The organism is Alcanivorax sp. DP30, from assembly GCF_009882945.1.
Classification (GTDB): domain Bacteria; phylum Pseudomonadota; class Gammaproteobacteria; order Pseudomonadales; family Alcanivoracaceae; genus Alcanivorax.
This window is the reverse complement of the sequence record NZ_WTUY01000005.1, coordinates 654,603-678,654: the sequence shown is the minus strand read 5'-3', so window position 1 is coordinate 678,654 and position 24,052 is coordinate 654,603. Positions and strand designations below refer to the sequence as shown.

Below are 24,052 nucleotides of genomic sequence, written 5' to 3'. Positions count from 1 at the left end.
GGGTTCCGATAGGTGTGAACTGCTTGTCAGGCCAGTTGGCGAGCAGCAGCCTCGTCGAGAATCCGGTTAACCACGTCATCCACCGTCATGGTGGTGGAATCAATCACCACGGCATCGTCTGCCGGGCGCAATGGCGCCACCTCACGGTTCATGTCACGATCATCCCGGTTGCGGATGTCCTCAACAAGGGTCGCGAGGGTAGCACCAAAGCCCTTCTGCTTCAACTGCTCAAAGCGCCGTCTGGCGCGCTCTTCGGCGCTGGCGGTGAGGTAAACCTTGAGGGGGGCGGAGGTAAACACCACGGTGCCCATATCACGGCCATCGGCCACCAGGCCCGGGGACTCGGCGAACGCCTGCTGACGGGCCAGCAAGGCATCTCGCACTGGCTGCAATACGGCCACCTGGCTGGCCAGTTCGCCCACGCTTTCCTGGCGAATGATGTTGGAGACGTCTTCGCCGGCCAGAATCACGGCCGTTTCGCCCTGCTGCTCCACAAAGCGCACCGGCAGAGACTTGGCCAACGCCACCACGGCAGGCTCGTCATGAAGCGCAACCCCTTGATTTCTGGCGTGATAACCGAGGACACGGTAAAGCGCGCCGGAATCCAGCAGGTGCCAACCCAGACGGGCAGCAACCAGCCGGGCCACCGTGCCTTTACCGGAGGAAACCGGTCCGTCGATGGTCAATACGGCGGTTTCCGTCATTTTTCCTCCAGTTGCAAGCCCGCATGGGACGCCAGCTGGGCAAAGCCCGGGAAGCTGGTGGCCACATTGGCACAATCATGAATGGTGATGGTGCCCTTGGCGCGCAGGGACGCCATGGCAAAACTCATGGCGATGCGGTGATCGCCGTGGGACTGGATTTCGCCACCACCAAAGTCGCCCCCGGTGATGCGAATGCCATCATCAAACACTTCGTGGTCGACGCCCAGGGCGGCCAGACCATCGGCCATCACCTGAATCCGGTCGGATTCCTTCACCCGCAGTTCTTCCGCACCGCGCAGGATGGTGTCGCCCTCGGCACAAGCCGCGGCAATGAAAATGGCCGGAAACTCGTCGATGGCCAGCGGCACCAGGTCCTCGGGGATCTCAATACCCTTGAGCGGGGCCGATTTCACCACGATATCCGCCACCGGCTCGCCGCCGGCATCACGCTGGTTCTCCAGGCGGATATCTGCGCCCATGAGTTTGAGAATGTCGATAACGCCGGTACGGGTGGGATTGATACCCACGTGCGGCAGGGTGACCTCACTGCCTTCAGCAATGGAGGCGCCCACCAAAAAGAAAGCCGCAGAGGAAATATCCGCGGGCACTTCCAATTTGCAGGCGGTGAGCTTGCCGCCACCCTTCACGGCACTGGTGGCGCCGTCACGGCGCACGTCATAGCCGAAACCGCCCAGCATGCGCTCGGTATGGTCGCGGGTGGGGGCCGGCTCGGTGACGGAGGTTTCGCCTTCCGCGTACAGGCCGCCAAGCAGGACGGCAGATTTCACCTGGGCCGAGGCCATGGGCAGATCGTAGTGGATCGCCTTGAGGGACTGGCCACCACGGATACGTACCGGTGGACGGCCTTCATCGCCGGTGATGATCTGGGCGCCCATATCGCGCAGGGGCTTGGCCACCCGCTCCATGGGACGCTTGGACAGGGAGGCATCCCCGGTCAGCTCCACATCAAAGGCCTGACCGGCCAGCAGGCCGGTGAGCAGACGCATGGAGGTGCCCGAGTTGCCCATATAGAGGGCCTTCTCAGGGGCCTTGAGACCATTGAGCCCGACGCCGTGAATGGTTACCTGACCGTTGGTGGGGCCTTCGATCACCACGCCCATGTCACGGAATGCCTGCAGGGTGGCCAACGCGTCCTCACCCTCCAGAAACCCTTCTACCTCAGTCACACCGTCTGCCAGGGAACCCAGCATAATGGAACGGTGAGACATGGATTTGTCGCCCGGCACGCGAATGCGGCCATTAAGCTTGCCACCCGGGGTCATCAGATAGCTCGGGTTAGCTTTGCCTGTGTCGTTCATGATTGTATCGTCACCTGAATGTTGGGCGCGGGTGTAAGAGGTGCGCCCGTTCATGGCCATAAAGTGTGCCCGGGCCGTGTTGGCGCGGGTCATGATGCCCATCAGGGCATCGGAATCCCCCCGTTCCACGGCATCGCGGAAGCGGTCAATGCCATCGCTGAACAGGCCCAGCGCCTGCATCAGGGCTGCCTTGTTCTCCCGGAAGATGTCATGCCACATGACCGGGTCGGAGCTGGCAATGCGGGTGAAGTCCCGAAAACCGCCGGCAGCATAGCGGAAAATCTCGTTGGAATCCCCCTGCCGGGCCAGCGTATCCACCAGCGAGAAGGCGAGCAGGTGGGGAAGATGACTGGTTTCCGCCAGCACCTGATCGTGGTAACCCGGCGTCATCTGCAGCACTTCCGCCCCCATCCCGGTCCAGATAGCCCGGACTTTGGCGGTGGCCGCCGGATCCGTCTCATCGGTGGGCGTCAGGATGACGCGATGGTCCCGGTACAGGCTCGCATCCGCGGCGGTTACCCCGCTCTTCTCCTTGCCGGCAATGGGATGGCCGGGAACGAAGCGGGAATAGTGCTCTCCCAGCGCTTCGCGGGCGGCTGTGATCACATTGCCTTTTACGCTGCCTCCGTCGGTAACGATGGCCGTGGAGGACAGGCCCGGCTTCAGGGCCGCCAGCACCTTGCCCATGGCCGACACCGGCGTGGAGACGAATACCAGATCGGCGCCGTCCACGGCTTCGGCAAGATCCTGGCTGCCTGCATCCACCACGCCCAGAGCAATACCTTGCTCCAGGGTGCGTGCCGAGCGAGAGCCAGCCACGATGGATTTGGCCAGACCGTTTTCACGGGCCGCAGCCGCAAAGGAGCCGCCAATCAGGCCCAGGCCGATAACGGCAATGCGGTTGAAGATTGGGTCAGACATCTCGCCTCTCCGTAGGAGCGTCGCTGGCGGCGCGATCCCCCACCGCAAATCGCGCCGCCAGCGACGCTCCTACAGCAAGGAATGAAACGTATTTGTTACTACCCATCGGCCAGATCCTGCAGCACCTGCTTGAGCGCAATCAGGAAACGCTCGTTTTCGCGACTGGTGCCCACGGTGACACGCAGATGATTGGGCATGCCGTAGCCGCCCAGCGGGCGCACGATCACGCCCGCTTTCAGCAGCCCTTCGTACACCGGCATGGCAGGCTGGCCACAGTCAAAGGCGATGAAATTGGCCACTGACGGGATCTGTTCCAGGTGCAGCTGCTGCAGGCCTTCCGCAATCTGCACCAGGCCGGTGGTGTTTTCGCTGCGCGAGTTTTCCAGATGATCGTCGTCCTGCAACGACGCTTCCGCTGCCACCTGGGCCGGAGTGTTCACGTTGAACGGCTGACGCACCCGGTTCAGCACATCGGCAATTTCCGGGCTGGAAATGCCATAGCCCACCCGCAGCCCGGCCAGGCCGTAGATTTTGGAGAACGTCCGGGTAACGATCAGGTTGGGGTACTTGCCCAATCGCTCAATACCATTCGGATAATGACTTTCTTCCACATACTCGAAGTACGCCTCATCCAGTACCACAATCACCCGCTCGGGAATCCGTGACAGGAATTCGTCCAGGGCGTGGGCGTTGAACCAGGTGCCGGTTGGGTTGTTGGGGTTGGCGACAAAAATCACCCGGGTGCGATCCGTTACCGCTTCCGCCATGGCGGCCAAATCGTGGCCGAACAAATTGGACGCTACCTGAACCGGTGTGGCGTTACAGGCCAGTGTCACAATCGGATACACCGCAAAGGCGTACTCGGAAAAAATGGCTTCATCACCTTCCTGCAGGTAGGCGCGTGCAATCAGATCCAGCACATCATTGGAACCATTGCCCAGGGTCAGCTGCTTGCTGTCCACCGCCAGCTTCTCCGCCAGCGCAGCCTTCAGAGAAAACGTGGCGCCATCCGGATAGAGATGCAGCTCATGCAGGTGCTTGAGGGCGTGCAGCGCCTTGTGGCTGGCACCCAGTGGGTTCTCGTTGCTGGCCAGCTTGACGATGTCAGTGACGCCAAGCTCACGCTCCAGCTCTTCGATGGGCTTGCCTGGCTCGTAGGGTCTGAGCTGCTGAATGCCGTTGTTGGCGAGTTTGATGTAGTCGCAGGTCATGGTGTGAGCTCCCTTTGCCCCGGGTTGCCAACCCTGGCCACCGGGGTTATCTGATCGGGGTCAGACGTCTGAAGTCGGACGTCTGACGCAAAACCGCAAAGCGTCCGACGTCAGACCTCCGACGTCAGACCTGGATTTTATAGAACAGCCTTGGGGTATGAACCCAACAGCTTGATGGTATTGCCGGCCGCTTCCAGCTTGTCCAGCACCGCCTGCAGGTTAGCGTCTTCCTTGTGGCCTTCGCAGTCCACGAAGAACACATAACTCCAGTTGGCGGTGCGCGACGGGCGGGATTCCAGGCGGGTCAGGTTGATGCCTTCGTCGCGGAACGGCGCGAGCACCTCGAACAACAGGCCCGGGCGGTTCTTGCCGCTGACCATCAGGCTGGTCTTGTCCTTGCCGGAGGCCGGGGTGTCCTGACGGCCGATGATCAGGAAACGGGTGGTGTTGTCCGGGCGATCTTCGATATTGCGCTGCACCGCTTCCAGGCCATACAGCTCTTCCGCCATTTCCCCGGCGATGGCCATGGCATTCCATTCGTCCTTAAGGCGGCGGGCCGCTTCGGCATTGGAACTCACCGCAATGCGCTCCACGCCGGGCATATGGGCATCCAGCCACTGGCGGCACTGGGCGAGGGTCTGCTGGTGGGAATAGACCCGGGTCACCTTGTCGCGCTGCGTGTGCTCACCGGCCAGCAGGTGGTGGTGAATGCGCAGTTCCACTTCCCCGCAGATCTTCAGCTCGGAGGTCATGAAGGTATCCAGGGTGTGGTTGACCACCCCTTCGGTGGAGTTTTCCACCGGCACCACACCATAGTGGGCCGCACCGGCTTCCACTTCACGGAAGACTTCATCAATAGCGCCCAGCGGCACGGATTCCACCGCATGGCCGAAATGCTTGAGCGCAGCCTGCTGGGTAAAGGTGCCTTCCGGGCCCAGAAACGCCACCTTCATGCGCTGCTCCAGCGCCAGACAGGCACTCATGACTTCGCGGAAGAAGCGCGCCATGGTCTCGCCATCCAGGGGCCCCTGATTACGCTCCTTGACCCGGCGCAACACCTGGGCTTCGCGCTCGGGACGATAGAACACCGGGTTCGGATCGGTGGCGATCTTCACCTCGGCCACCTTGTGGGCCAGGGTGGCACGCTGGTTAAGCAGATCCTGCAGCGTCTGGTCCAGCTCGTCGATCTGTTTACGCAGAGTGTCTAATGAATCGGTCATTTTGAACTCACTTGCATGCAGCACGGATCACGCAACACGCGTACAGGCGTGGGAGCGTTCGTTGCGATCTCGTGCCAACCGTTCAAATCCATTGTTCTACCCACCTTTCAAACAATCACTTTTGCCTCAGGCCAGCTTCTTCCTTTGAAACATGGCGTGTTGCGGGAAGCGTCTAGGCATTCTTGCTCTCAAACTCTGCCATAAAGGCAATCAGCGCATCCACGGCCGCTTCCGGCACGGCGTTGTAAATGCTGGCGCGCATGCCGCCCACACTGCGATGGCCTTTCAGATTGAGCAGGCCAGCGGCATCGGCTTCCGCCAGGAATTGCTTGTCCAGGCGATCGTCCGCCAGCACAAAGGGCACATTCATCTGGCTGCGACTGATCACTTCTACCGGGTTGCTGTAGAACGCGCTGTCGTCAATAAAACCATACAGCTTTTCGGCCTTGCGCTGGTTGATTTTGGCCATTTCAGCCACGCCACCCTGTTTTTTCAGCCATTCGAATACCAGACCGGCCAGGTACCAGGCATAGGTGGGCGGAGTGTTGTACATGCTGCCGTTGTCGGCGTGGGTCTGGTAGTTGAGCATGGCGGGTACGGTATCGGCAGCCTTGCCGAGCAGGTCCTTGCGCACGATCACCAGAGTCAGGCCGGCAGGGCCGATATTTTTCTGGGCACCCGCATAGATCAGGCCAAAGCGGTTCACATCCAGCGGGCGGGACAGGATGGTAGAGCTCATGTCCGCTACCAGGGTGGTATCGCCCACCTCCGGGATAAAGCTGTATTCCAGCCCACCAATGGTTTCATTGGGGCAGTAATGCACGTAGGCCGGGTTGGAAGACAATTTCCAGCTGTCCTGGGGGGGTACGGTGGTGAAGTGGGTGTCTTCACTGCTGGCAGCCACGTTGATATTGCCGTAGCGCGCGGCTTCCTTGATGGCCTTCCTGGACCATTGCCCGGTGTTGATGTAGTCCGCCGTCTCACCCTCGCCCAGCAGGTTCATGGGCACCATGGCGAACTGGGTAGACGCCCCGCCCTGCAGGAACAACACTGCGTAATCATCGCTGATACCCATCAGGTCACGCAGGTCCTGCTCGGCCTTCTCGGCGATATCCACGAAGACCTTGTCCCGGTGGCTCATTTCCATGATGGACAAGCCCTTACCCTGGAAATCGAGCATTTCCTGCTGGGCTTGTTCCAATACCGCCGTCGGCAACGCCGCCGGCCCTGCGCAGAAGTTATAGGCGCGGGACATTCATGTTCTCCGTCTAATCAAAGAAGCCCGGTGAGACCGGGCTTGGGAATTACGTTAAAACCTGCCTGAGGCATTGTAGGAGCACCTCTCGAGGTGCGAACCATCCTTTTTGTGCAGAGGTTCGCACCTCAAGAGGTGCTCCTACAGTTTCAGTCTTCAGCGCCGTCGGTGGCATCGGACTCTGGTGCTTCAGGGGTCGCTTCCCCTTCAATCACCTCGCCCTCTTCGCCTTCCAGATCCTCGTCTTCCTCCACCCCTTCCAGTTCCGGAATGGTGGCCAGACCACAGAGCTTCTCTTCTTCGCCAAGGCGAATCAGACGCACACCCTGGGTGTTACGGCCGGAGGTGCTGATCTGATCCACGCCTGTGCGCACCAGAGTGCCCTGGTTGGAGATCAGCATGATGTCTTCGCCGCCGAATACCTGGGTAGCGCCAACCAGCTCGCCGTTACGCTCGTTGATCACCATGGCGATCACGCCCTGGCCACCACGCCCCTTGGTGGGGTAATCGGTAAGCGGAGTGCGTTTGCCGTAGCCGTTTTCGGAGGCGGTAAGGATCTGACCGTCTTCTTCCGGCACGATCAGGGAGATAACATCGACGCCTTCAGCCAGCTTGATGCCACGCACACCACGGGCCAGACGACTCATGACTCGCACCTTGGACTGATGGAAACGCACAGCCTTGCCGTTGCGGGCTACCAGCATCACGTCTTCGTGGCCCTGGGTAATGGCCACGTTCACCAGGTGTTCGCCTTCCTGCAGTTTCACGGCAATCAGGCCGGAACTGCGCGGACGGGCAAAGTTCGCCAACTGGGTACGTTTCACCACACCGCTGGAGGTGGCCATGAAGATAAACGGGCCGGGTACGGTATCAGGCACCACATCGGCTTCATCGCCATCAACGGCGTCTTCCACCACCTCGTCCGCATCGACAACGGTCTCTTCATCTTCTTCTGCGTCCGCTTTCTGCTGACGCACCATATCGGCCTCAAGGCGCAGAATGGCGGTAATCCTTTCTTCGTTACCCAGTGCCGGCAGCAGATTCACAATCGGCTTGCCGCGCGACGCCCGGCCACCCTGGGGCAGTTCGAAGGTACGCAACCAGAACACCTTGCCAGCGTCGGTGAACAACAACAGGGTGTCGTGGGTGCCTGCCACCAGCAGGTGCTCCACGTAATCCTCGTCTTTCAGCTGCCCGGCAGACTTGCCGCGACCACCACGCTTCTGGGCGCGATAGGTGTCGATGGGCTGCATCTTGGCGTAACCCCCGTTGGACAGGGTCACCACCACGGTTTCTTCGGCAATCAGGTCTTCCATGCTGAGATCCAGGCGCGAGGCCACGATCTCGGAGCGGCGCTCATCAGCGTACTCTTCGCGCACCGCCTTCAGTTCATCGCGGATCACCTGCATCAGACGCTCGGGATCGGCAAGAATCATCAGCAATTCGGCGATAATTTCCAGCAGCTCCTGATAGTCATTAATCAGCTTCTCGCGTTCCAGACCCGTCAGCTTCTGCAGACGCAGATCCAGAATCGCCTGGGCCTGTTCCGGGCTAAGATAGTAGAGGCCATCACGCAGACCATATTGCTCGTCCAGGCCATCCGGACGGGCCGCATCTTCGCCACCGGCACGCTCCAGCATTTTCAGCACGTCGCCCGGGGTCCAGCCCTTGGCCAACAGCTTCTCTTTCGCTTCGGCACCGCTGGGGGAGCTCTTGATCAGCTCGATCACCGGGTCGATGTTGCTCAGAGCGACCGCCAGACCTTCCAGCAAGTGAGCCTTTTCCCGCGCCTTGCGCAATTCAAACACGGTACGACGTGTCACCACTTCACGGCGGTGACGAATAAAGGCGTCCAGCAACTCACGCAGGTTCAGGGTCTTGGGCTGGCCATCCACCAGCGCCACGGTGTTGATCCCGAACACAGACTCCATCTGGGTCTGTTGGTACAGGTTGTTCAGCACCACTTCCGCGTTTTCGCCCTTGCGCAGCTCGATGACGATGCGCATGCCCTCTTTATCGGACTCGTCGCGCAGTTCGGTGATGCCTTCGATTTTCTTGTCTTTCACCAGCTCGGCGATCTTTTCGATCAGCCGCGCCTTGTTCACCTGGTAGGGAATCTCGGTGACAATGATGGCTTCTTTGCCGCTCTTGTCGGTGGGCTCGATTTCCGCACGGGCGCGCATGTAGACGCGGCCACGCCCCGTCCGGTAGGCCTGCACGATACCGGCACGACCATTAATGATGCCGGCGGTGGGGAAATCCGGGCCCTTGATGTACTCCATCAGGTCATCCGGGGTCAGGCTGTCGTCATCAATCAGCGCCAGACAGCCGTCCACCACCTCGCCCAGGTTATGGGGGGGAATATTGGTGGCCATGCCCACAGCAATACCGGAGGAACCGTTCACCAGCAGATTCGGCACCCGGGTGGGCATCACATCAGGAATCTTTTCCGTACCGTCGTAGTTATCGACAAAATTGACGGTTTCCTTGTCCAGGTCGGCCAGCAACTCGTGGGCGATCTTGGACATGCGCACTTCGGTGTAACGCATGGCCGCGGCGGAGTCACCGTCAATGGAACCAAAGTTCCCCTGGCCGTCCACCAGCATGTAGCGCAGGGAAAAAGGCTGCGCCATCCGTACGATGGTGTCGTACACGGCGGAATCACCATGGGGGTGATACTTACCGATCACGTCACCCACCACACGGGCGGACTTCTTGTAGGGCTTGTTCCAGTCGTTGTTCAGCTCATGCATGGCGAACAACACGCGGCGGTGTACCGGCTTCAGGCCGTCGCGCACATCAGGCAGGGCCCGCCCGACGATTACGCTCATGGCGTAATCCAGGTACGACTGCTTGAGTTCGTCTTCGATGTTTACCGGGGTAACTTCTCTGGCGAGATCCGACATAGTGATCCTTATTATCCCCAACAGCCCCGCAGGCGGGACTCAGGCTGACTCCATGGTTCCGGGTCCCAACATTATACGTAGCCCGGAAAAGCACCGGATGATAGCACAGGACGGCAAGGCCGCGAACACTGGAAATGTGCGCATGTGGCAGAAGCAAGACGGCGCCCGAACCGCTATACTGCGGGCCATTGTCTGGGGAGCAAGTCCCCTGCCCGATCAAGGAGTTATGCATGAGCGACCATCAGGCCGACCTGATCGTCCACGCCCGCTGGATTGCCACCGTGTCTTCAGAGCACACGGTACTGGAAAATCATGCCCTGGTAGTGAAGGACGGCCGCATTGCTGACCTGCTGCCCAGCGCCCTGGCAGACGAGAAGTGGCAGGCCAGCGAAATCACCCGGCTGGGCGATCACCTGCTGATACCCGGTCTGGTCAATGCCCACACCCATGCGGCCATGAATCTCCTGCGCGGCATTGCTGATGACCTGCCACTGATGACCTGGCTGGAAAAACACATCTGGCCCGCCGAAGGCCAGTTCGTCAGCGAACAGTTTGTCTACGAAGGTACCCGGTTGGCCGCCGCCGAGATGATTCGCTCGGGCACCACCACCTTTGCGGACATGTACTTCTTCCCCTCCAGCGCCGCCAAAGCCACCGTGGAAGCCGGTCTGCGCGCCACCCTGTTCTGCCCGCTGCTGGATTTTCCCACCCCCATGGGCTCAGGACCGGATGACTACATCCGTCTGGCAACGGATGCCATGGATGAATGGCGACATGATCCGCGCATCCAGATCGGTTTTGGTCCCCATGCCCCCTACACCGTGTCTGACGAGCCCCTGCAGAAGGTGCTGACCCTGGCCGAAGAGCTGGATGTGCCGATGATGATGCATGTTCACGAGACCGCCGGAGAGATCCAGATGGCGGTGGGCAACACCGGCGAACGGCCGCTGACGCGTCTCAAGGAACTGGGCCTGCTGTCACCCAGACTGCTTGCCGTACACATGACCCAGCTCACCGACGAGGAAATCGAACTGGTGGCCGAGACCGGCACTCAGGTGGTGCACTGCCCGGAATCCAACCTCAAGCTGGCCAGCGGCTTTGCGCCGGTGGAAAAACTGCGCAAGGCGGGTGTCAATGTGGCGCTGGGCACCGACGGTGCCGCCAGCAACAATGATCTGGATATGATAGGCGAAGCGCGCACTGCCGCTTTCCTGGCCAAAGGTGTGAGCCTGCAGGCCGATGCCCTGCCCGCCGCCCAGGTCTTGCAGATGGCCACCCTGAATGGCGCCAGGGCGCTGGGGCGCGAAGACGAAACAGGTTCACTGGAAATTGGCAAGCAGGCAGATATGGTAGCGGTGGATCTGAACCGACTGGAGACCCTGCCGGTCTATGATCCGGTGGCCCAGCTGGTCTATGCCGCCACCCGCGACCAGGTAACCCATAGCTGGGTTGGCGGACGCTGCCTGATGAATAACCGCCAGCTGACCACACTCAATGAAGCCGTCATTCTCAAGAATGCCAAGCAGTGGCAACAAACGATTGCCGGAGCCGACAACCGTGACTGATACACAACATAGCGTACCGAATGTAGATGCCGGGGAAATTGCCAAGTTCAACGCCCTGGCCGAACAGTGGTGGGATCCGAACTCCCAGTTCCGTCCGCTGCACGACATCAACCCGCTGCGCCTCAACTATATCGACGAGCGTGTCAGCCTGCCGGGCAAGAAAGTCATCGACATCGGTTGCGGTGGCGGCCTGCTGTCCGAAGGCATGGCCCGCCGGGGCGCAGACGTGACCGGCATCGACATGGGTGAAGCGCCGCTGGCGGTGGCCCGGATTCATGCCGAGCAGGCTGGCGTGGAAGTGGAATACTTGCAGACGCCGGCGGAAAAAATTGCCGAGGAACGTGCCGGCCAGTACGACGTTGTCACGTGCCTGGAAATGCTTGAGCATGTGCCGGATCCTTCTTCCGTGATCCGCGCCTGCGCCACCCTGGTAAAACCTGGCGGCCATGTTTTTTTCAGCACCATCAACCGCAACCCCAAGGCCTTCATGTTTGCCATTGTCGGCGCCGAATATGTGCTGCGTCTTCTGCCCCGCGGCACCCACGAATACGCCAAACTGATCAAACCCTCAGAACTGGCTGGCTGGGCCCGGGATGCAGCCCTGGATGTGCAGGACACCACCGGCATGGTCTACAACCCGCTGACCCAAGTGTACAAGCTTAACCGGGATGTATCGGTGAATTACCTGATGTACGCCCGCAAGGGGGATTGAATTCCCTGTGGGAGCTTGCCTGCAAGCGATTCCTGCCTGGCCAGGCCTATATCGCTTGCAGGCAAGCTCCCACAGCAGGAAAGAAACAGTGACGAGTTTCGAAAGACAAAACCGGTTTGGATCTTCGCAACTCGAAACTCGCAGCTGCTTTCAGGTCTTCACCATAAGCACCAACGATCAAAAAACAGAGAGCCCTATGGAACGCCTTGACGCCGTCTACTTCGATCTCGACGGCACCCTGATTGATACCGCACCGGACTTTTATACGGTGCTCAATGCGCTACTGAAAAAGCATGGGCGCCCTGAAGTGAGCTACTCCGCGGTACGCGCCAATGTCTCCAACGGTGCGCGGGCGCTCACCGAACTGGGTTTTGGAAAAGGCCCGGAGGATTTGACCTTCCCGGCTTTTCTGGAAGAACTTCTCGATGCCTACGAAAAGCATCTCGCTGTGGATACAGTATTGTTTCCCGGCATGGCCGAGGCGCTGGACTGGATGGATGCCAACGGCATTCCCTGGGGCATCATTACCAACAAACCCTCGCGGTTTACCCACAAGGTGCTGGAAGGTCTGGGGCTGCATGAACGAGTCGGCCCGGTGTTGTGCCCGGATGATGTAAAACAGCGCAAGCCGGACCCGGAAGGCCTGTTGATTGCCGCCACTCAGGATAACGTGGACCCCGTACACTGCCTGTACGTTGGAGATCACCTGCGCGACATTCAGGCAGGACAGAACGCCGGCATGGCTACTGCGGTGGCGGCATTCGGTTACATCGATGCGGATGATGACCCGCGTGGCTGGCAGGCCAACTATTATCTGGAAGAAGGCTCGGACTTGTTGCCGTTGCTAAAAAAACTCCGCGGCTGATCGCAGGGCGGAAATTACCGCAAGACAATTTCCGTCCATGTTTAATTGCATCCGGCGCCAGGCATCCAGTGGCTGACGCCGGAGTGACAGGATTCACCATGACCAACATTCAACAAGACGCTATCAACTACCAATGCCCTGAAGACGCCTTCAAGGATCGCATCATTCTTGTCACTGGCGCTGGCGCCGGTATCGGCCGTACTGCGGCCCTGACCCTGGCGGCCCACGGCGCCACCGTGATTCTGCTTGGCCGGACCCAGGAAAAACTGGAGCGGGTTTACGATGAAATCAAGGCGGCAGGCGGCCCCGAGCCGGCACTGGCGCCGGTGAATCTGGCAGTGGCACGCCCCGAAGACTTTCAGGAACTGGCGGGCTTGTTTGAACAGGAGTTTGGTCGTCTGGACGGCATTCTCCACAACGCTTCCATTCTTGGGGATATCACCCCTCTGGACCGTTATGGCACCGGCACCTGGGATTCTGTCATGCAGGTCAACGTAACCAGCGCCTTTTACCTGACCCAGGCCATGCTGCCACTGCTATGCGCCAGCGACGATGCCCGCCTGTTGTTCACCTCTTCCAGTGTCGGTCGCAAGGGTCGAGCTTTCTGGGGCGCCTACGCCGTGTCCAAGGCGGCCACGGAAAATCTGGCCCAGGTACTGGCCGAAGAGCTGGAAAACACCACCAACATCCGCGTCAACACCCTCAACCCCGGCGGCACCCGCACCGACATGCGTGCCCTGGCTTATCCCGGTGAAGACCCGATGTCCATCAAGACACCGGCCGACATCATGGCGCCATACCTGTACCTGCTCGGCCCGGCCAGCAAGGACGTCAATGGTCAGTCCATCGACGCGCAGCCGAAATGACAGAGTTGAAAGTTTAACGCTGAAAATTAAAAAGTGCGGGCGATGGCACCTTGTCCTGAGGAGCTTTGCCCGCCCTGTAATTCCATGCAGCGCGGAGTCCAAATCTTCAGGTGACACAGCCTGTGACTCGCGTTTCAACTTTTAGCTTTCAACTGTTCGAGCCTCCTAAGCACGGACCCGGAACGAAACCAGGCATCAGGCATTCCTTTCATATCTCCCTGACATATTTTTGTGATGGTTGCCCAAACGCCGCCACCCCCTGCGCTGGAGCCCTCCCCAGTGCTGCGCTAGCGTGCTACTTCTTAATGCAATAACAACAAGCATGCGTACGGAGACAACCATGCAAAAACGTCTGAGTCTTTTTCTGGCCTTGAGCCTGCTCTGCTCGCTGGTCAGCGCCGCCAATCTTACCGATGCCCAGAAAGAAAAATTGCAGCAGCTGGTGCCGGGCTCCACGCTGTCTGACAGCACCATGTCCCAGATGGCCGATATCTTTTACACCCGGGAAATGCCGGTACGGGATCGGCTGCGGGCCATCAGCAAGCTTGTCGGCCTCGACCAGATGCCCAAAGGCTCCGTCTTCAGCCGCACCATTTGCATCTGGGACATTGCCGGCCGCAACGGACCGGTTTTCAACGCCGCCATGGAGCAACGAGCACTGGCTACCGAATACGGCATTGACCTGAAAATGGAGCCTTACACCAGCGAAACTGTAATGGTGGAAGAGTTCAAGGCTGGCCGCTGCGATGCTGCCCTGATGAGCGGCCTGCGCGCACGCCAGTTCAACCTCTATTCAGGCAGTGTGGATGCCATCGGCGCCGTCCCTGACCAGAAACACATGCAAACCCTGCTACAGGTACTCGCCCATCCCAAGCAGGCAGCACACATGGTGCAAGGCGACTATGTGGTGATGGGTATTTATCCGGCAGGTGCCGCCCACATCTTTGTTAATGACCGCAGCATCAGCTCCCTGGCCAAAGCAGCAGGCCACCGCGTAGCCGTGCTGGACTACGACCAGACCCAGGCAGAAATGGTGGCCTCCATCGGTGCCACCCCGGTCAGCACCGACATCGTTTCTGCGCCGAACAAATTCAACAACGGCCAGATTGATATTCTTCCCGCCCCCCTGATCGCCTTCGAAATCCTCGAACTCTACAAGGGCATGCAACCCGATGGCGGCATTGTCGACTACCCGTTGACCCAACTGACCATGCAACTGATCGGCCGCCTCGACAAGTTTCCCAATGAAGTGGCCCAACTGATTCGCGAAGCTTCCTTCGAAGCGTATCCGCAAGTCATGGCACGACTGAAACAGGAAACCGACCGGGTTCCGGCCAAATGGATGATTCCGATTCCCGACAAGGACAAACAGGAATACGAAGTGATGATGCAGGAAGCCCGTAATGCACTGAAAGATCGCCAGTACTACAGTGCTGACATGCTCACCCTGCAGCGTAAAATCCGCTGTAAATTCGATCCCGCCAGAGCAGAGTGCAGCCAGTAAGCCCCTCTTTCCGGAACATGCCCGCTGCGCCAATCCCGGCGCAGCGTACAATTGTCATACAAGAGATAAAACTTTCACCGTTTTTTCAATGTTATAAGCGAACCACATGAACGTGAAGGAACATCCATGGCTTCGCCACACACATTATTGATTGCATTTATTTTCACCCTGCTGAGCGCCAACAGCTGGGCTCTCGCCCTCACTGAGAGTCAGGAGAAACAGTTGCAGGCCGCTCGAGCAGAAATGGGGCTGAAAGATGGCGAACCCTTAAAACGCCATATCTGCCTGTGGGACCTCTCTGGCCAGTCCGGCCCGGTTTTCAATGGCGCCACCAATCTGCGCCTGGATCTGCTGCGCTATAACATCGACATATCCCTTGAAGCCTTCACCAACGAAGGCGTCATGGTTGCGTCTTTGAAAAACGGCCATTGCGATGCAGCGCTGATGAGCGGCTTCCGCGCTCGCCAGTTCAACCGTTTCACCGGCACCATTGACGCCATCGGCGGCCTGCCCGATCTCGAACACATGAAAACCTTGTTGCGCACCCTTGCCCATCCCAATCTGGGTGAACACATGGTCAGCAACAAGTACCAGACTCTCGCCGTTGCCCCTGCCGGTGCAGCTTATCTCTTTGTGGACGACAAGCGCCTTAACTCTCTTGCCCAGGCCGCAGGTAAGAAAGTGGCGGTACTGGATTTTGATCCGGGACAATCGAAACTGGTCACCCATATTGGCGCAGCACCGGTTTCTACTACCCTGGCAACCGCACCCAACCTGTTCAACAACGGCACTGTCAATATCCTGCCCGCCCCTCTAATTGCCTATGAAGTACTGGAGCTGTACAAAGGCATGTCCCCGGATGGCGGCATCGTGAACTACCCCATTGTGCAACTCACCGCCCAACTGATTGCCCATACAGACAAGTTCCCGCCAGCCATTGCCTCCCTGATCCGGGAGGTGGCCGCAGACAGTTTTACCTCCATCCAGACCGCACTGAACAAGGAGTCCGACAAAATCCCCCAGCGGTGGTGGATCGAAGTGTCTGCGCACAATCAACAGGAATATGACAGCATGATGCGCGCAGCAAGGCTCAAGTTGCGGGAGACGGGTTACTATGACGCCACCATGCTGTCGATCATGAAGCGCATCCGCTGCAGCCAAGACCCGCAGCGCCCCGAGTGCAGCCAGGAAACGGAATAACCCGAACGATATATTGACCATGACGCATCGGGTCATGGCACAGGAGCCAGAGACTCCCGCAGTATGCAGTTCACAATGAACTGACTAACAATAAATACTGGAGTCTCCGTGCGCTTCCTCCGATTTTTCACCGCAGCCACTCTGCTGGCCAGCTCATTCCTTGTCCACGCTGAGGACAGCATAGATCTCACGCCCGCCCAGCAGGCCGAACTTGAAAGCTTTGCTCCAGGCGTAAACCTGACACCCGCACTAGTAAAAAAACTTCGTGCCATCGCTTATGACCAAAGCCGCAGCCTGGATGAACGGATTGACGCCATGCAGAAAGTGGCTGGGTTCAGTGCCGGCGAGCCGCTGAAACGTCGCATCTGCATCTGGGATGTCGCTGGCCGGGTAGGCCCGATTTACCAGGCGGCAAAAGATCAGCGCACCCGACTGCTGGAATACGGCGTTGAATTGGATATAGAGGCATACACCAACGAATCAGTCATTGCCGAAGATCTTAAAGCAGGCATCTGCGATGCGGCACTGATGACCGGCCTGCGTGGACGCCTGTTTAATCGTTATACCGGCACGATTGATGCTGTCGGCGGTCTACCGACTGATGAGCACATGCGTATCCTGCTGCAGGTACTGGCCAGTCCGAAATCTGCCGACAAGATGGTCAGTGGCGAATACGTCATTCTCGGCATTGCTCCCGCCGGCGGTGCTTATGTGTTCGTCAACGACAAGACCATCAACACGCTTGCCAATGCGTCCGGTAAACGGGTTGCGGTTCTCGACTATGACCCGACTCAGGCAGAAATGGTGTCGCAGATCGGTGCCACCCCCGTAGCTTCGGACATCCTTTCAGCCCCCAACAAGTTCAATAACGGCGTGGTGGATGTGCTACCTGCCCCCCTGGTTGCCTATGAAGTGCTGGAGCTTTACAAGGGCCTGGAACCGGATGGCGGAATCATCAATTACCCTCTGGCGCAGATTTCCATGCAACTGATCGGCCGCAAGGACAAGTTCCCCAATGAGGTGGCACAGCTGGTTCGCGAAGAGTTTTTCAACAGCTATCACCTGATCAAGGAACGCCTGGACATTGAGGCCGCGAAAGTCCCTGAGCACTGGTTTATCGAGATCCCGGACAATGACAAGCAGGAATATGAAGTAATGATGCAAGAAGCTCGTCTGACCTTGAGAGAACAAGGCTATTACGACGCCGATATGCTTACCCTGCAACGCAAGATCCGCTGCAAGATTGATGGAACCCGTGGGGAATGCGCCAATCCGGTAGAATAAGTGACGAGCTACCCGTTTCGACGCCAAGAAAGATTCAGCCTAACCGGAACCACTTGTTCCCGCGCTTCCAGGAGCCGAAAACAAAAAAACCGCGCCCAATGGGCGCGGTTTTTTTGTAGCTCGTAGCTCGTAGCTCGTAGCTTGTAGTTATTAGTGCAGCAACCCGTCCGGCAGCTCATCGACGCCGCCAAACATATCCAGACGGCTATCACTGAACATGTCCATTTCCGGGGCCAGCACCTGAACATAGCGATCGAAGTACAGGAACTGCTTGAGCAACAGGGCGAATTCGCGGGGGAAGCGAATGCCGTGGCCTTCACCGATCTTGACCAGATCCATCAGCAGGCGATTCACTTCCTTGTCATTGCGATCAGCCTGAATCAGGGCTGACGGATCAACCTGACCCAGCGCCCCCTGCAGTTGCTCGATATCACGGGTCAGGGCATCAACATCTACTTCTTCACGGGTCATGCCGATAATCGCCATGGCCTCAGCCATCTGGCGAATATCACCGCGGCCAATGGCGTCAAAGAATTTCGCCATACCGTCCCAGGCTTCCCGCCGAATGCGGCCGACAATCCCGAAGTCGATAAAGCCCACCCGACCATCCTCCAGCAACATCAAATTGCCAGCATGCACATCCGCATGGAAAAAATCACACAGCATCAGACTGGAAAACCAGGTGTTCAGGGCTGAAATCAGAGTCTGGGCAGGGTCATCGGTATACTTTCTAAGGACATTCATATCCGTCAGAGGCACACCAAAGAAGCGCTCCATGGTCAGCACCTTGCCAGTGGTATGGGACATGACCGGCTCCGGCGCCACGGCAGAGGTATTGCCGGTATTTTTCAGAAAGGCATTAAACGCCTTCAGATTGCCGGCTTCCTTGATAAAGTCACACTCTTCCAGCATGCCGGCCTGCAATTCTTCGATGACACCGGAAATGGCAGACTTCGACAAACCGGGAGCCAGCCGCTCGGTAATACGCGCCGCCAGGTAAAGAAAATTGAAATCGGTGAGCAGAACGTTACGCACGCCGGGACGCTGAACCTTAATCACCACGTCCTGACCATTCTTGAGCTTGGCAGAATGTACCTGCGCAATAGACGCACTGGCCAATGGCTTGGGGTCAACGGACTGGTAGAGCTGCTCCAGTGGCTGCCCCAGCTCCTGCTCGATGGTCTGCCGGATGTAATGAAAAGGTAGTGCAGGCGTGCGGTCCAGACAACGCTGGAATTCCTCCACATATTCCTCAGGGAAGATGGACGGGGAACTGGCAATAAACTGCCCAAGCTTGATGTAAGTGGTTCCCAGCGACTCGAAGGTAGAACGCAGCAAAGCCGGTACTGGCGGGCGATCACCCAGAAGCCAGCCCAGCCCCTGACGACTGATTACACCCAGTGTCTCAGCGATACGAAAACCCCCGCGAGCCGTATTCAGGGCAAGCGCCAGGCCGCTGCGTTCACCTTCCAGCCACGCCTTCATGTCCTTGATGCCAGAGCTATTACTCATAATAAAGTCTTACTATCCGTGAGTGTGCGGGCGTTTAACATAGCGTTGACACATCATATAGCAAATTTATGGTTTGTAATTGCTTGCAGGCTTTTTTGTAATTGCCGCTTGTGCCAATTCCCGGACTTTCGTACCTTTGACCGCGCAATTTGAGAACAATAACAAGGAGCTACCGAATGCGTTCTCTCTCCGTGAAAAAACTGCTCGGGCAAACCCGCCTTGCCTTGATAGGGGGCGCGATTCTTGCTCTACAGGGTTGTGGCGTCATCTACAAGACCACTGGTGACGTTCTGATCAGCTTCGGCCGGTCTGAAATGCTTCCCTACATGATGACCTACAACGATGTTCGTATGGCCTGTGTCACCGGCGAGGCGCAAACGCCACTGCTGATGTCATTCGAACGTGTCGGCTCTCATCCCGCCAAACTCGGCACCATGGTATTCACCACGGCTGCCACCTGTGCTGAACAGATCGCTCTGGATTCCGAACTGCGTTACATGCGCGCCGTGAAAGATGGCCGCGTTAACGAAGCCCAGGATGCCCGGATCGAACAGAAGCGCTGGTCTGCTGTAGCCGCCCAGCGTCAGTACACCGCTTACAACTACATGCTTGAAGCCTACGGCGAACCGGATGAGGGCGAGTGCCCGAAACTGAAGACCGAGTTCGATGAAATGGTATGGCTGGTCGGCAATATCTCCGGCGTTACTGCTCTGCTCAATGACGGCAGCTCCGATGGTGCCGTTGGTGTACCCCGCGATATCGCCGCCAAGGTTGAGCGGAACATGAAGTGTCTGGATAACGCAACCTGGTGGGGCGTTCCCCGTGGCGTTCGCGCTGCAGTATGGAACCTGCTGCCGATGCTGGCGCCGCCGAATGCTGATGCCTGGGCCGAACTCGAAGCATCCGCCAAGGCCGGCTTCGACAACGGCATCCGTCTGGGCAGCGCCCTGTACGCCATGAGCGCCTTCAGCAAGGGCGATGATGAGCGTCTTCGCAAGGCTATCCGTGACTACGCCGCCAACGACAAGAACCTGGACCCGGACTACGCCATGCTGGATGCCATCGCCGGCTTCATCATCGTAGGCATCTCCGACCGTGAGTGGACCGAAAACACTGGCAAGCGTACCCCCATTGGTGGCATTGGCACCTTCTGGGATGATGCTTCTACCTCCGGTCCAGCTGTAGATATCAACGACCTTTTGTAAGCAAGGCTTCTTTTGCGGCCCTCGGGCCGCTTTTGCTCCATTTTAATTTTTGAGTTTGAACCTTTCAGGAAGTAACCAGGAGACCACCATGCGCTATCTCAAAGTATTGGGTGCAGCGGCAACCGCAGCTCTGGCATTGACGATTTCCCCCGCCCAGGCTGCCGAAAAACGCACTTTATGTGTGTTCGATATCATTGGCGCCAACGGCGACATCTACAACATCATGAAAGACTACAAGACTGCCGCTCTGGGTATGGGCGTGGACTTGGAGCTCAAGCCCTACACTGATGAAAAAATCGCTTCAGAAGATCTGAAGGCAGGCCAGTGTGATGCTGCGGTACTGACCGGCATTCGTGGTCGTCAATTCAATAACTACACTGGCAGCCTGGATTCCGTTGGCGCGATTCCTTCCTACGACGCCATGCGCACTGTGATCACGGTTCTGGCCAGCGGTAACCCTTCCGTTAACCAGAACCTGGTATCCGGCCCCTACGAAGTGGCAGGTATCGCCCCCATGGGAGCCGCCTACCTGTTCGTGAAAGACAAGACCATCGACACCGTGGGCGAGTTGTCCGGCAAGTCCATTGCTGTACTCGAATACGATAGTGCTCAGGCCAGCATGGCCTCTCGTGTGGGCATGTCCCCGGTCATGTCTGACATCACCAATTTCTCAGGTCGTTTCAACAACGGTTCCGTGGATATCTGCTTTGCTCCCATCGCCGCCTACTCGGCCCTGGAGCTTTACAAGGGCATGCAGCCCAGCGGTGGCATTGTCGATTATGTACTGGGCCAGCTGACCGCCCAGGTCGTAATTCGCAAGGACAAGTTCCCGGATGGCTTCGCCCAGCAGTCTCGCAAGTACATGCTCGGCCAGTTTGACCGCGCCATGCGGGTCATCGAGAACGCCAACTCTGAAGTCGACAAGAAGTGGTGGATTCGTATTCCCGAAGCCGACAAGCTCAAGTACGACCAAATGCTTCGTGAAGCACGAATTGAGCTGACCAAAGATGGCGTTTACAGCAAGGACATGATGACCCTGCTGCGCAAGGTTCGCTGTAAAGAAGAGCCTTCCCGAGCAGAGTGTGTCAACCCCATTGAGTAATCAGCGGGGCTAGCGAACGGGGCCGGGAGTGGCCCCGTTTTCCCTTTCAATCTCAACAATGGCCTTCTCTGCCAATGCGGCGGCAAGACAAGGTGTTTACACTGCCATGAAACGGGATTTTCCTTGGGGCTGAATCATCGTTAGATGCTTCTCCCACCCAAACCATGTCGGTATAACAATAACCGGGTGCACAATGGATAAACCTTCTAGTATGACTGTAGCCAACCGCTCCGTCGGTGAATGGCTATCTTCCCTCCCCACCCTGATTCTCCTCCTGCTGACCATTTTCCTTGCGTCAGGGGAAGTGATTCATTCCCAGCTCCTGAAGATCGGGGAAAACACCTGGGAGGGCTACTTCAAGCTGCGTACAGCAGGCCTGATCGGGGAGCCAACCTGTAACCCGGATCCCAATCTGGACGATGAGCTGCAGAAAGCGGTCGCCCAGAAGCAGGCCCAAATGGCTGACGACCCGCTGGCTGGCATCTTCGGCACAGACGTGGACGAAGGCGCCCTGCGCCAGTCCCTGGAAGCGTCCCGCCAGATCTGTCGCGACAAGTGGGCCGACTACAAGATGGTCCAGGAACAAGTGACCCCTGGGGTCATCGCCTTCCGTAACGTGGAAGGGGGCGTGGCCAAGATCGTGACTACCCTGGGCAACTACAAGCGCCTTCTGCTCTGCCTTCTGGTGATCATCTGTGCGGCCACTGCCACACTGACCCGTCACCACATTTCCCTGCGCCCTGCCCGCACACGCAAGGATCACCTGGTCGCTACCACTGGCCAGCTTGCCGCCAACGTGATGCTTCTGGCGTCTGCCTGGATTTACCGTGGCGAGGAAGTCTCTGCGGTTGCCGACGGCGTACAGGTCAACCATTTCTACCTGCACCAGTTCTGGATCGGCGGCTTTATCATCCTGTCGCTTGCTGCCCTGTATCAGCTGGTACGCCCGCCCAAGGACCTGGAAGAAGGAGGCACCTGGGGCAAGGCCCTGCTGACCATTCCGCTCTACAGCTTCATGTGTCTCACCGCTGGTGCCCAGTTTGTTAGCCAGGGGTATTACCACGGTATCAGTGTATACCTGGGCATGATGATGGAGCTGTCCACCCTGTTCCTGAGCCTGGCCCTGTATATCTGGATCGGTATGCTGCTGCGCCAGACCAAGATGGCCCATCTGGTGTTTGATGTACTGCGTCCCTGGAAGATGTCCCCGGAACTGATGTGTTTCGTGGTGCTTGCTGTTGCTGCGGTGCCCACTGCCTACACTGGCGCCTCTGGTATCTTCGTTATCGCCGCCGGTGCCACCATCTACAACGAACTGATTCGTGCCGGTGCACGCAAACAGCTCGCCCTGGCGGCCACTGCCATGTCGGGCTCCATGGGTGTGGTACTGCGCCCCTGTCTGCTGGTGGTGATCATCGCCGCCCTCAACAACAGCGTCACCACCGATGAACTTTTCACCTCCGGCCTGAAAATTTTTGGCCTGTCGCTGCTGCTGTTCTTCATCTACAGCCAGTTTGCCCGTACCGCACCGGCCCGTATCGCCCCGTTCTCGGAAGCAGTACCCCAGAGCCTCAAGCGCCTGATCCCGCTGCTGCCCTATGTCATCATCATGGGTACCGTAGTGGTGGTGTTCCGCGACCTGCTGAGCACCGAGCTGAACGAGATCTATGCACCGATCATCCTTCCGGTGATGCTGCTGGCCATTCTCGGCTACGAGAAACTGAGCAACAAATGCCTGCATGTTTTCACTCTGGCGTTGGTACCGCTGATCCTCTATTCCTTCTACAACATGGCTGGTATGCAGGAAGCACTCAGCTCCGGCAACATCCCCACCGGGACCTCTGCAGAAGATCTGCAGAGCCTGTTCTGGGGACTGTTCTGGCGTAACGTGATTCTCGGCGCCTGCCTGGTGATCCACTATCTGGTGAAGACCCCGGACATGGACCCGCACTACCAGCCGGAACCCGGCGTTGGCGAAAAACTGGAAACCTCCCTGCGTTTTGCCACCAATGAGACCACCGGTCACATCGGCGCTCTGCTGATGCTGATGGCCTTGTCTGTGAGCGTGGGCGGCATCATCGAGCGCTCCGGGATGATGGAAATGCTGCCGGAAACCTTCCCGAACATCTGGGTTGCGATGACGCTGCTGGTAGTGACCATGGTTATCATCGGCATGATCATGGACCCCTACGGGGCGGTAATCCTGGTGAACGCAACCATTGCCCAGATAGCCTTCGACAACGGCATTGCGCCACTGCACTTCTGGATGATCACCCTGGTGGCCTTCGAGCTCGGGTATCTGTCACCACCGGTGGCCCTGAACCACTTGTTAACCAGGCAAGTAGTGGGCGACGAGGAAGTGGAATCCGCCAAGGTTCACGGTGGCAGCTTCTACCGTCGCTACGAGAAGTATCTGCTGCCTATCGCAGTCATGCTGACCGCCCTGCTGATGGTGTCCTACCTGCCGTTGCTGTCAGATAATCTCCACGAATATCTGTTCCAGAAAATCGCGCACGGGTAACAGCGTCGCAGTATGAAAAAGGGGCCTTCGGGCCCCTTTTTTTGTTCTACACATGCCGCAGAGTCCATACGCCAGCTTCGAGAGGGCAATCTGTAAATATCTCCCCCCTGGCGCCAGAGCCCCTTTTCACTGCCGCTTCATGGAACGCCAATCATGGTACTGTCACACTGGTTTCTAAAT

17 protein-coding genes are annotated in these 24,052 nt (G+C 58.2%); 10 read left to right on the top strand and 7 right to left on the bottom strand.

The window, feature by feature from the left end; all coding sequences use genetic code 11:
• Nucleotides 1-26: 26 nt before the first annotated feature.
• From cmk to gyrA, 6 genes are all read right to left on the bottom strand, one after another.
• Nucleotides 27-704: a (d)CMP kinase gene (gene cmk / locus GQF00_RS14205; protein WP_161319797.1), complete on the bottom strand. Its 678-nt coding sequence runs from the start codon at nt 702-704 to the stop codon at nt 27-29.
• Nucleotides 701-2,944 carry a bifunctional prephenate dehydrogenase/3-phosphoshikimate 1-carboxyvinyltransferase gene (locus GQF00_RS14200; protein WP_161319796.1) on the bottom strand — a complete coding sequence of 748 codons (2,244 nt, stop codon included), beginning with the start codon at nt 2,942-2,944 and terminating at the stop codon, nt 701-703. The genes cmk and GQF00_RS14200 overlap by 4 nt, the downstream gene beginning before the upstream one ends.
• A 98-nt stretch (nt 2,945-3,042) precedes the next feature.
• Nucleotides 3,043-4,155, bottom strand: coding sequence for a histidinol-phosphate transaminase (gene hisC, locus GQF00_RS14195; protein WP_161319795.1), 1,113 nt, complete (start codon nt 4,153-4,155; stop codon nt 3,043-3,045).
• A gap of 137 nt (nt 4,156-4,292) precedes the next feature.
• The gene (pheA, locus tag GQF00_RS14190; RefSeq protein WP_161319794.1) at nt 4,293-5,375 is read right to left on the bottom strand and encodes a prephenate dehydratase; all 1,083 of its coding nucleotides are present in this window, start codon (nt 5,373-5,375) and stop codon (nt 4,293-4,295) included.
• Between the two features lie 172 nt (nt 5,376-5,547).
• On the bottom strand, nt 5,548-6,630 hold the full coding sequence (gene serC / locus GQF00_RS14185) for a 3-phosphoserine/phosphohydroxythreonine transaminase (RefSeq protein ID WP_161319793.1): 1,083 nt from the start codon (nt 6,628-6,630) through the stop codon (nt 5,548-5,550).
• Nucleotides 6,631-6,779: 149 nt separating this feature from the next.
• Nucleotides 6,780-9,536, bottom strand: coding sequence for a DNA gyrase subunit A (gene gyrA, locus GQF00_RS14180; RefSeq protein ID WP_161319792.1), 2,757 nt, complete (start codon nt 9,534-9,536; stop codon nt 6,780-6,782).
• Nucleotides 9,537-9,766: 230 nt separating this feature from the next.
• Here gyrA and GQF00_RS14175 point away from each other — a divergent pair, with 230 nt between their 5' ends.
• From GQF00_RS14175 to GQF00_RS14145, 7 genes are all read left to right on the top strand, one after another.
• A complete protein-coding gene (locus GQF00_RS14175; protein WP_161319791.1) occupies nt 9,767-11,101 on the top strand; it encodes a TRZ/ATZ family hydrolase in 1,335 nt (444 codons plus the stop codon).
• Complete coding sequence (gene ubiG / locus GQF00_RS14170; RefSeq protein ID WP_237440526.1) at nt 11,052-11,813, top strand: bifunctional 2-polyprenyl-6-hydroxyphenol methylase/3-demethylubiquinol 3-O-methyltransferase UbiG; 762 nt, start codon at nt 11,052-11,054, stop codon at nt 11,811-11,813. The genes GQF00_RS14175 and ubiG overlap by 50 nt, the downstream gene beginning before the upstream one ends.
• 196 nt (nt 11,814-12,009) lie before the next feature.
• On the top strand, nt 12,010-12,678 hold the full coding sequence (locus GQF00_RS14165; RefSeq protein ID WP_161319789.1) for an HAD-IA family hydrolase: 669 nt from the start codon (nt 12,010-12,012) through the stop codon (nt 12,676-12,678).
• A 98-nt stretch (nt 12,679-12,776) separates the two neighbouring features.
• The gene (locus tag GQF00_RS14160) at nt 12,777-13,544 is read left to right on the top strand and encodes a YciK family oxidoreductase (protein ID WP_161319788.1); all 768 of its coding nucleotides are present in this window, start codon (nt 12,777-12,779) and stop codon (nt 13,542-13,544) included.
• Nucleotides 13,545-13,884: 340 nt separating this feature from the next.
• The gene (locus GQF00_RS14155; RefSeq protein WP_161319787.1) at nt 13,885-15,048 is read left to right on the top strand and encodes a putative solute-binding protein; all 1,164 of its coding nucleotides are present in this window, start codon (nt 13,885-13,887) and stop codon (nt 15,046-15,048) included.
• A gap of 126 nt (nt 15,049-15,174) precedes the next feature.
• Nucleotides 15,175-16,248, top strand: a complete 1,074-nt coding sequence (locus GQF00_RS14150; RefSeq protein ID WP_161319786.1) for a putative solute-binding protein — start codon at nt 15,175-15,177, stop codon at nt 16,246-16,248.
• A gap of 108 nt (nt 16,249-16,356) precedes the next feature.
• Nucleotides 16,357-17,532 (top strand): putative solute-binding protein, encoded by a 1,176-nt coding sequence (locus GQF00_RS14145; protein ID WP_161319785.1) that lies wholly within the window; start codon nt 16,357-16,359, stop codon nt 17,530-17,532.
• A 150-nt stretch (nt 17,533-17,682) separates the two neighbouring features.
• Here GQF00_RS14145 and GQF00_RS14140 read toward each other — a convergent pair whose 3' ends face one another.
• On the bottom strand, nt 17,683-19,044 hold the full coding sequence (locus tag GQF00_RS14140; RefSeq protein ID WP_161319784.1) for an AarF/ABC1/UbiB kinase family protein: 1,362 nt from the start codon (nt 19,042-19,044) through the stop codon (nt 17,683-17,685).
• 176 nt (nt 19,045-19,220) lie between these two features.
• Between GQF00_RS14140 and GQF00_RS14135 the strand changes: the two genes are divergently transcribed.
• The 3 genes from GQF00_RS14135 to GQF00_RS14125 all read left to right on the top strand — a co-directional run bounded on the left by GQF00_RS14135 (nt 19,221) and on the right by GQF00_RS14125 (nt 23,872).
• Nucleotides 19,221-20,249, top strand: a complete 1,029-nt coding sequence (locus GQF00_RS14135; RefSeq protein ID WP_161319783.1) for a hypothetical protein — start codon at nt 19,221-19,223, stop codon at nt 20,247-20,249.
• A gap of 88 nt (nt 20,250-20,337) precedes the next feature.
• Nucleotides 20,338-21,351 carry a putative solute-binding protein gene (locus tag GQF00_RS14130; RefSeq protein WP_161319782.1) on the top strand — a complete coding sequence of 338 codons (1,014 nt, stop codon included), beginning with the start codon at nt 20,338-20,340 and terminating at the stop codon, nt 21,349-21,351.
• A gap of 193 nt (nt 21,352-21,544) precedes the next feature.
• On the top strand, nt 21,545-23,872 hold the full coding sequence (locus GQF00_RS14125; RefSeq protein WP_161319781.1) for a TRAP transporter large permease subunit: 2,328 nt from the start codon (nt 21,545-21,547) through the stop codon (nt 23,870-23,872).
• Nucleotides 23,873-24,052 lie beyond the last annotated feature (180 nt).

What these genes read in the sequence shown, in the direction of transcription:
- cmk (WP_161319797.1), bottom strand. Translation starts at nt 704, where the DNA reads ATGACGGAAACCGCCGTATTGACCATCGACGGACCGGTTTCCTCCGGT.
- GQF00_RS14200 (WP_161319796.1), bottom strand. Translation starts at nt 2,944, where the DNA reads ATGTCTGACCCAATCTTCAACCGCATTGCCGTTATCGGCCTGGGCCTG.
- hisC (WP_161319795.1), bottom strand. Translation starts at nt 4,155, where the DNA reads ATGACCTGCGACTACATCAAACTCGCCAACAACGGCATTCAGCAGCTC.
- pheA (WP_161319794.1), bottom strand. Translation starts at nt 5,375, where the DNA reads ATGACCGATTCATTAGACACTCTGCGTAAACAGATCGACGAGCTGGAC.
- serC (WP_161319793.1), bottom strand. Translation starts at nt 6,630, where the DNA reads ATGTCCCGCGCCTATAACTTCTGCGCAGGGCCGGCGGCGTTGCCGACG.
- gyrA (WP_161319792.1), bottom strand. Translation starts at nt 9,536, where the DNA reads ATGTCGGATCTCGCCAGAGAAGTTACCCCGGTAAACATCGAAGACGAA.
- GQF00_RS14175 (WP_161319791.1), top strand. Translation starts at nt 9,767, where the DNA reads ATGAGCGACCATCAGGCCGACCTGATCGTCCACGCCCGCTGGATTGCC.
- ubiG (WP_237440526.1), top strand. Translation starts at nt 11,052, where the DNA reads ATGCCAAGCAGTGGCAACAAACGATTGCCGGAGCCGACAACCGTGACT.
- GQF00_RS14165 (WP_161319789.1), top strand. Translation starts at nt 12,010, where the DNA reads ATGGAACGCCTTGACGCCGTCTACTTCGATCTCGACGGCACCCTGATT.
- GQF00_RS14160 (WP_161319788.1), top strand. Translation starts at nt 12,777, where the DNA reads ATGACCAACATTCAACAAGACGCTATCAACTACCAATGCCCTGAAGAC.
- GQF00_RS14155 (WP_161319787.1), top strand. Translation starts at nt 13,885, where the DNA reads ATGCAAAAACGTCTGAGTCTTTTTCTGGCCTTGAGCCTGCTCTGCTCG.
- GQF00_RS14150 (WP_161319786.1), top strand. Translation starts at nt 15,175, where the DNA reads ATGGCTTCGCCACACACATTATTGATTGCATTTATTTTCACCCTGCTG.
- GQF00_RS14140 (WP_161319784.1), bottom strand. Translation starts at nt 19,044, where the DNA reads ATGAGTAATAGCTCTGGCATCAAGGACATGAAGGCGTGGCTGGAAGGT.
- GQF00_RS14135 (WP_161319783.1), top strand. Translation starts at nt 19,221, where the DNA reads ATGCGTTCTCTCTCCGTGAAAAAACTGCTCGGGCAAACCCGCCTTGCC.
- GQF00_RS14130 (WP_161319782.1), top strand. Translation starts at nt 20,338, where the DNA reads ATGCGCTATCTCAAAGTATTGGGTGCAGCGGCAACCGCAGCTCTGGCA.
- GQF00_RS14125 (WP_161319781.1), top strand. Translation starts at nt 21,545, where the DNA reads ATGGATAAACCTTCTAGTATGACTGTAGCCAACCGCTCCGTCGGTGAA.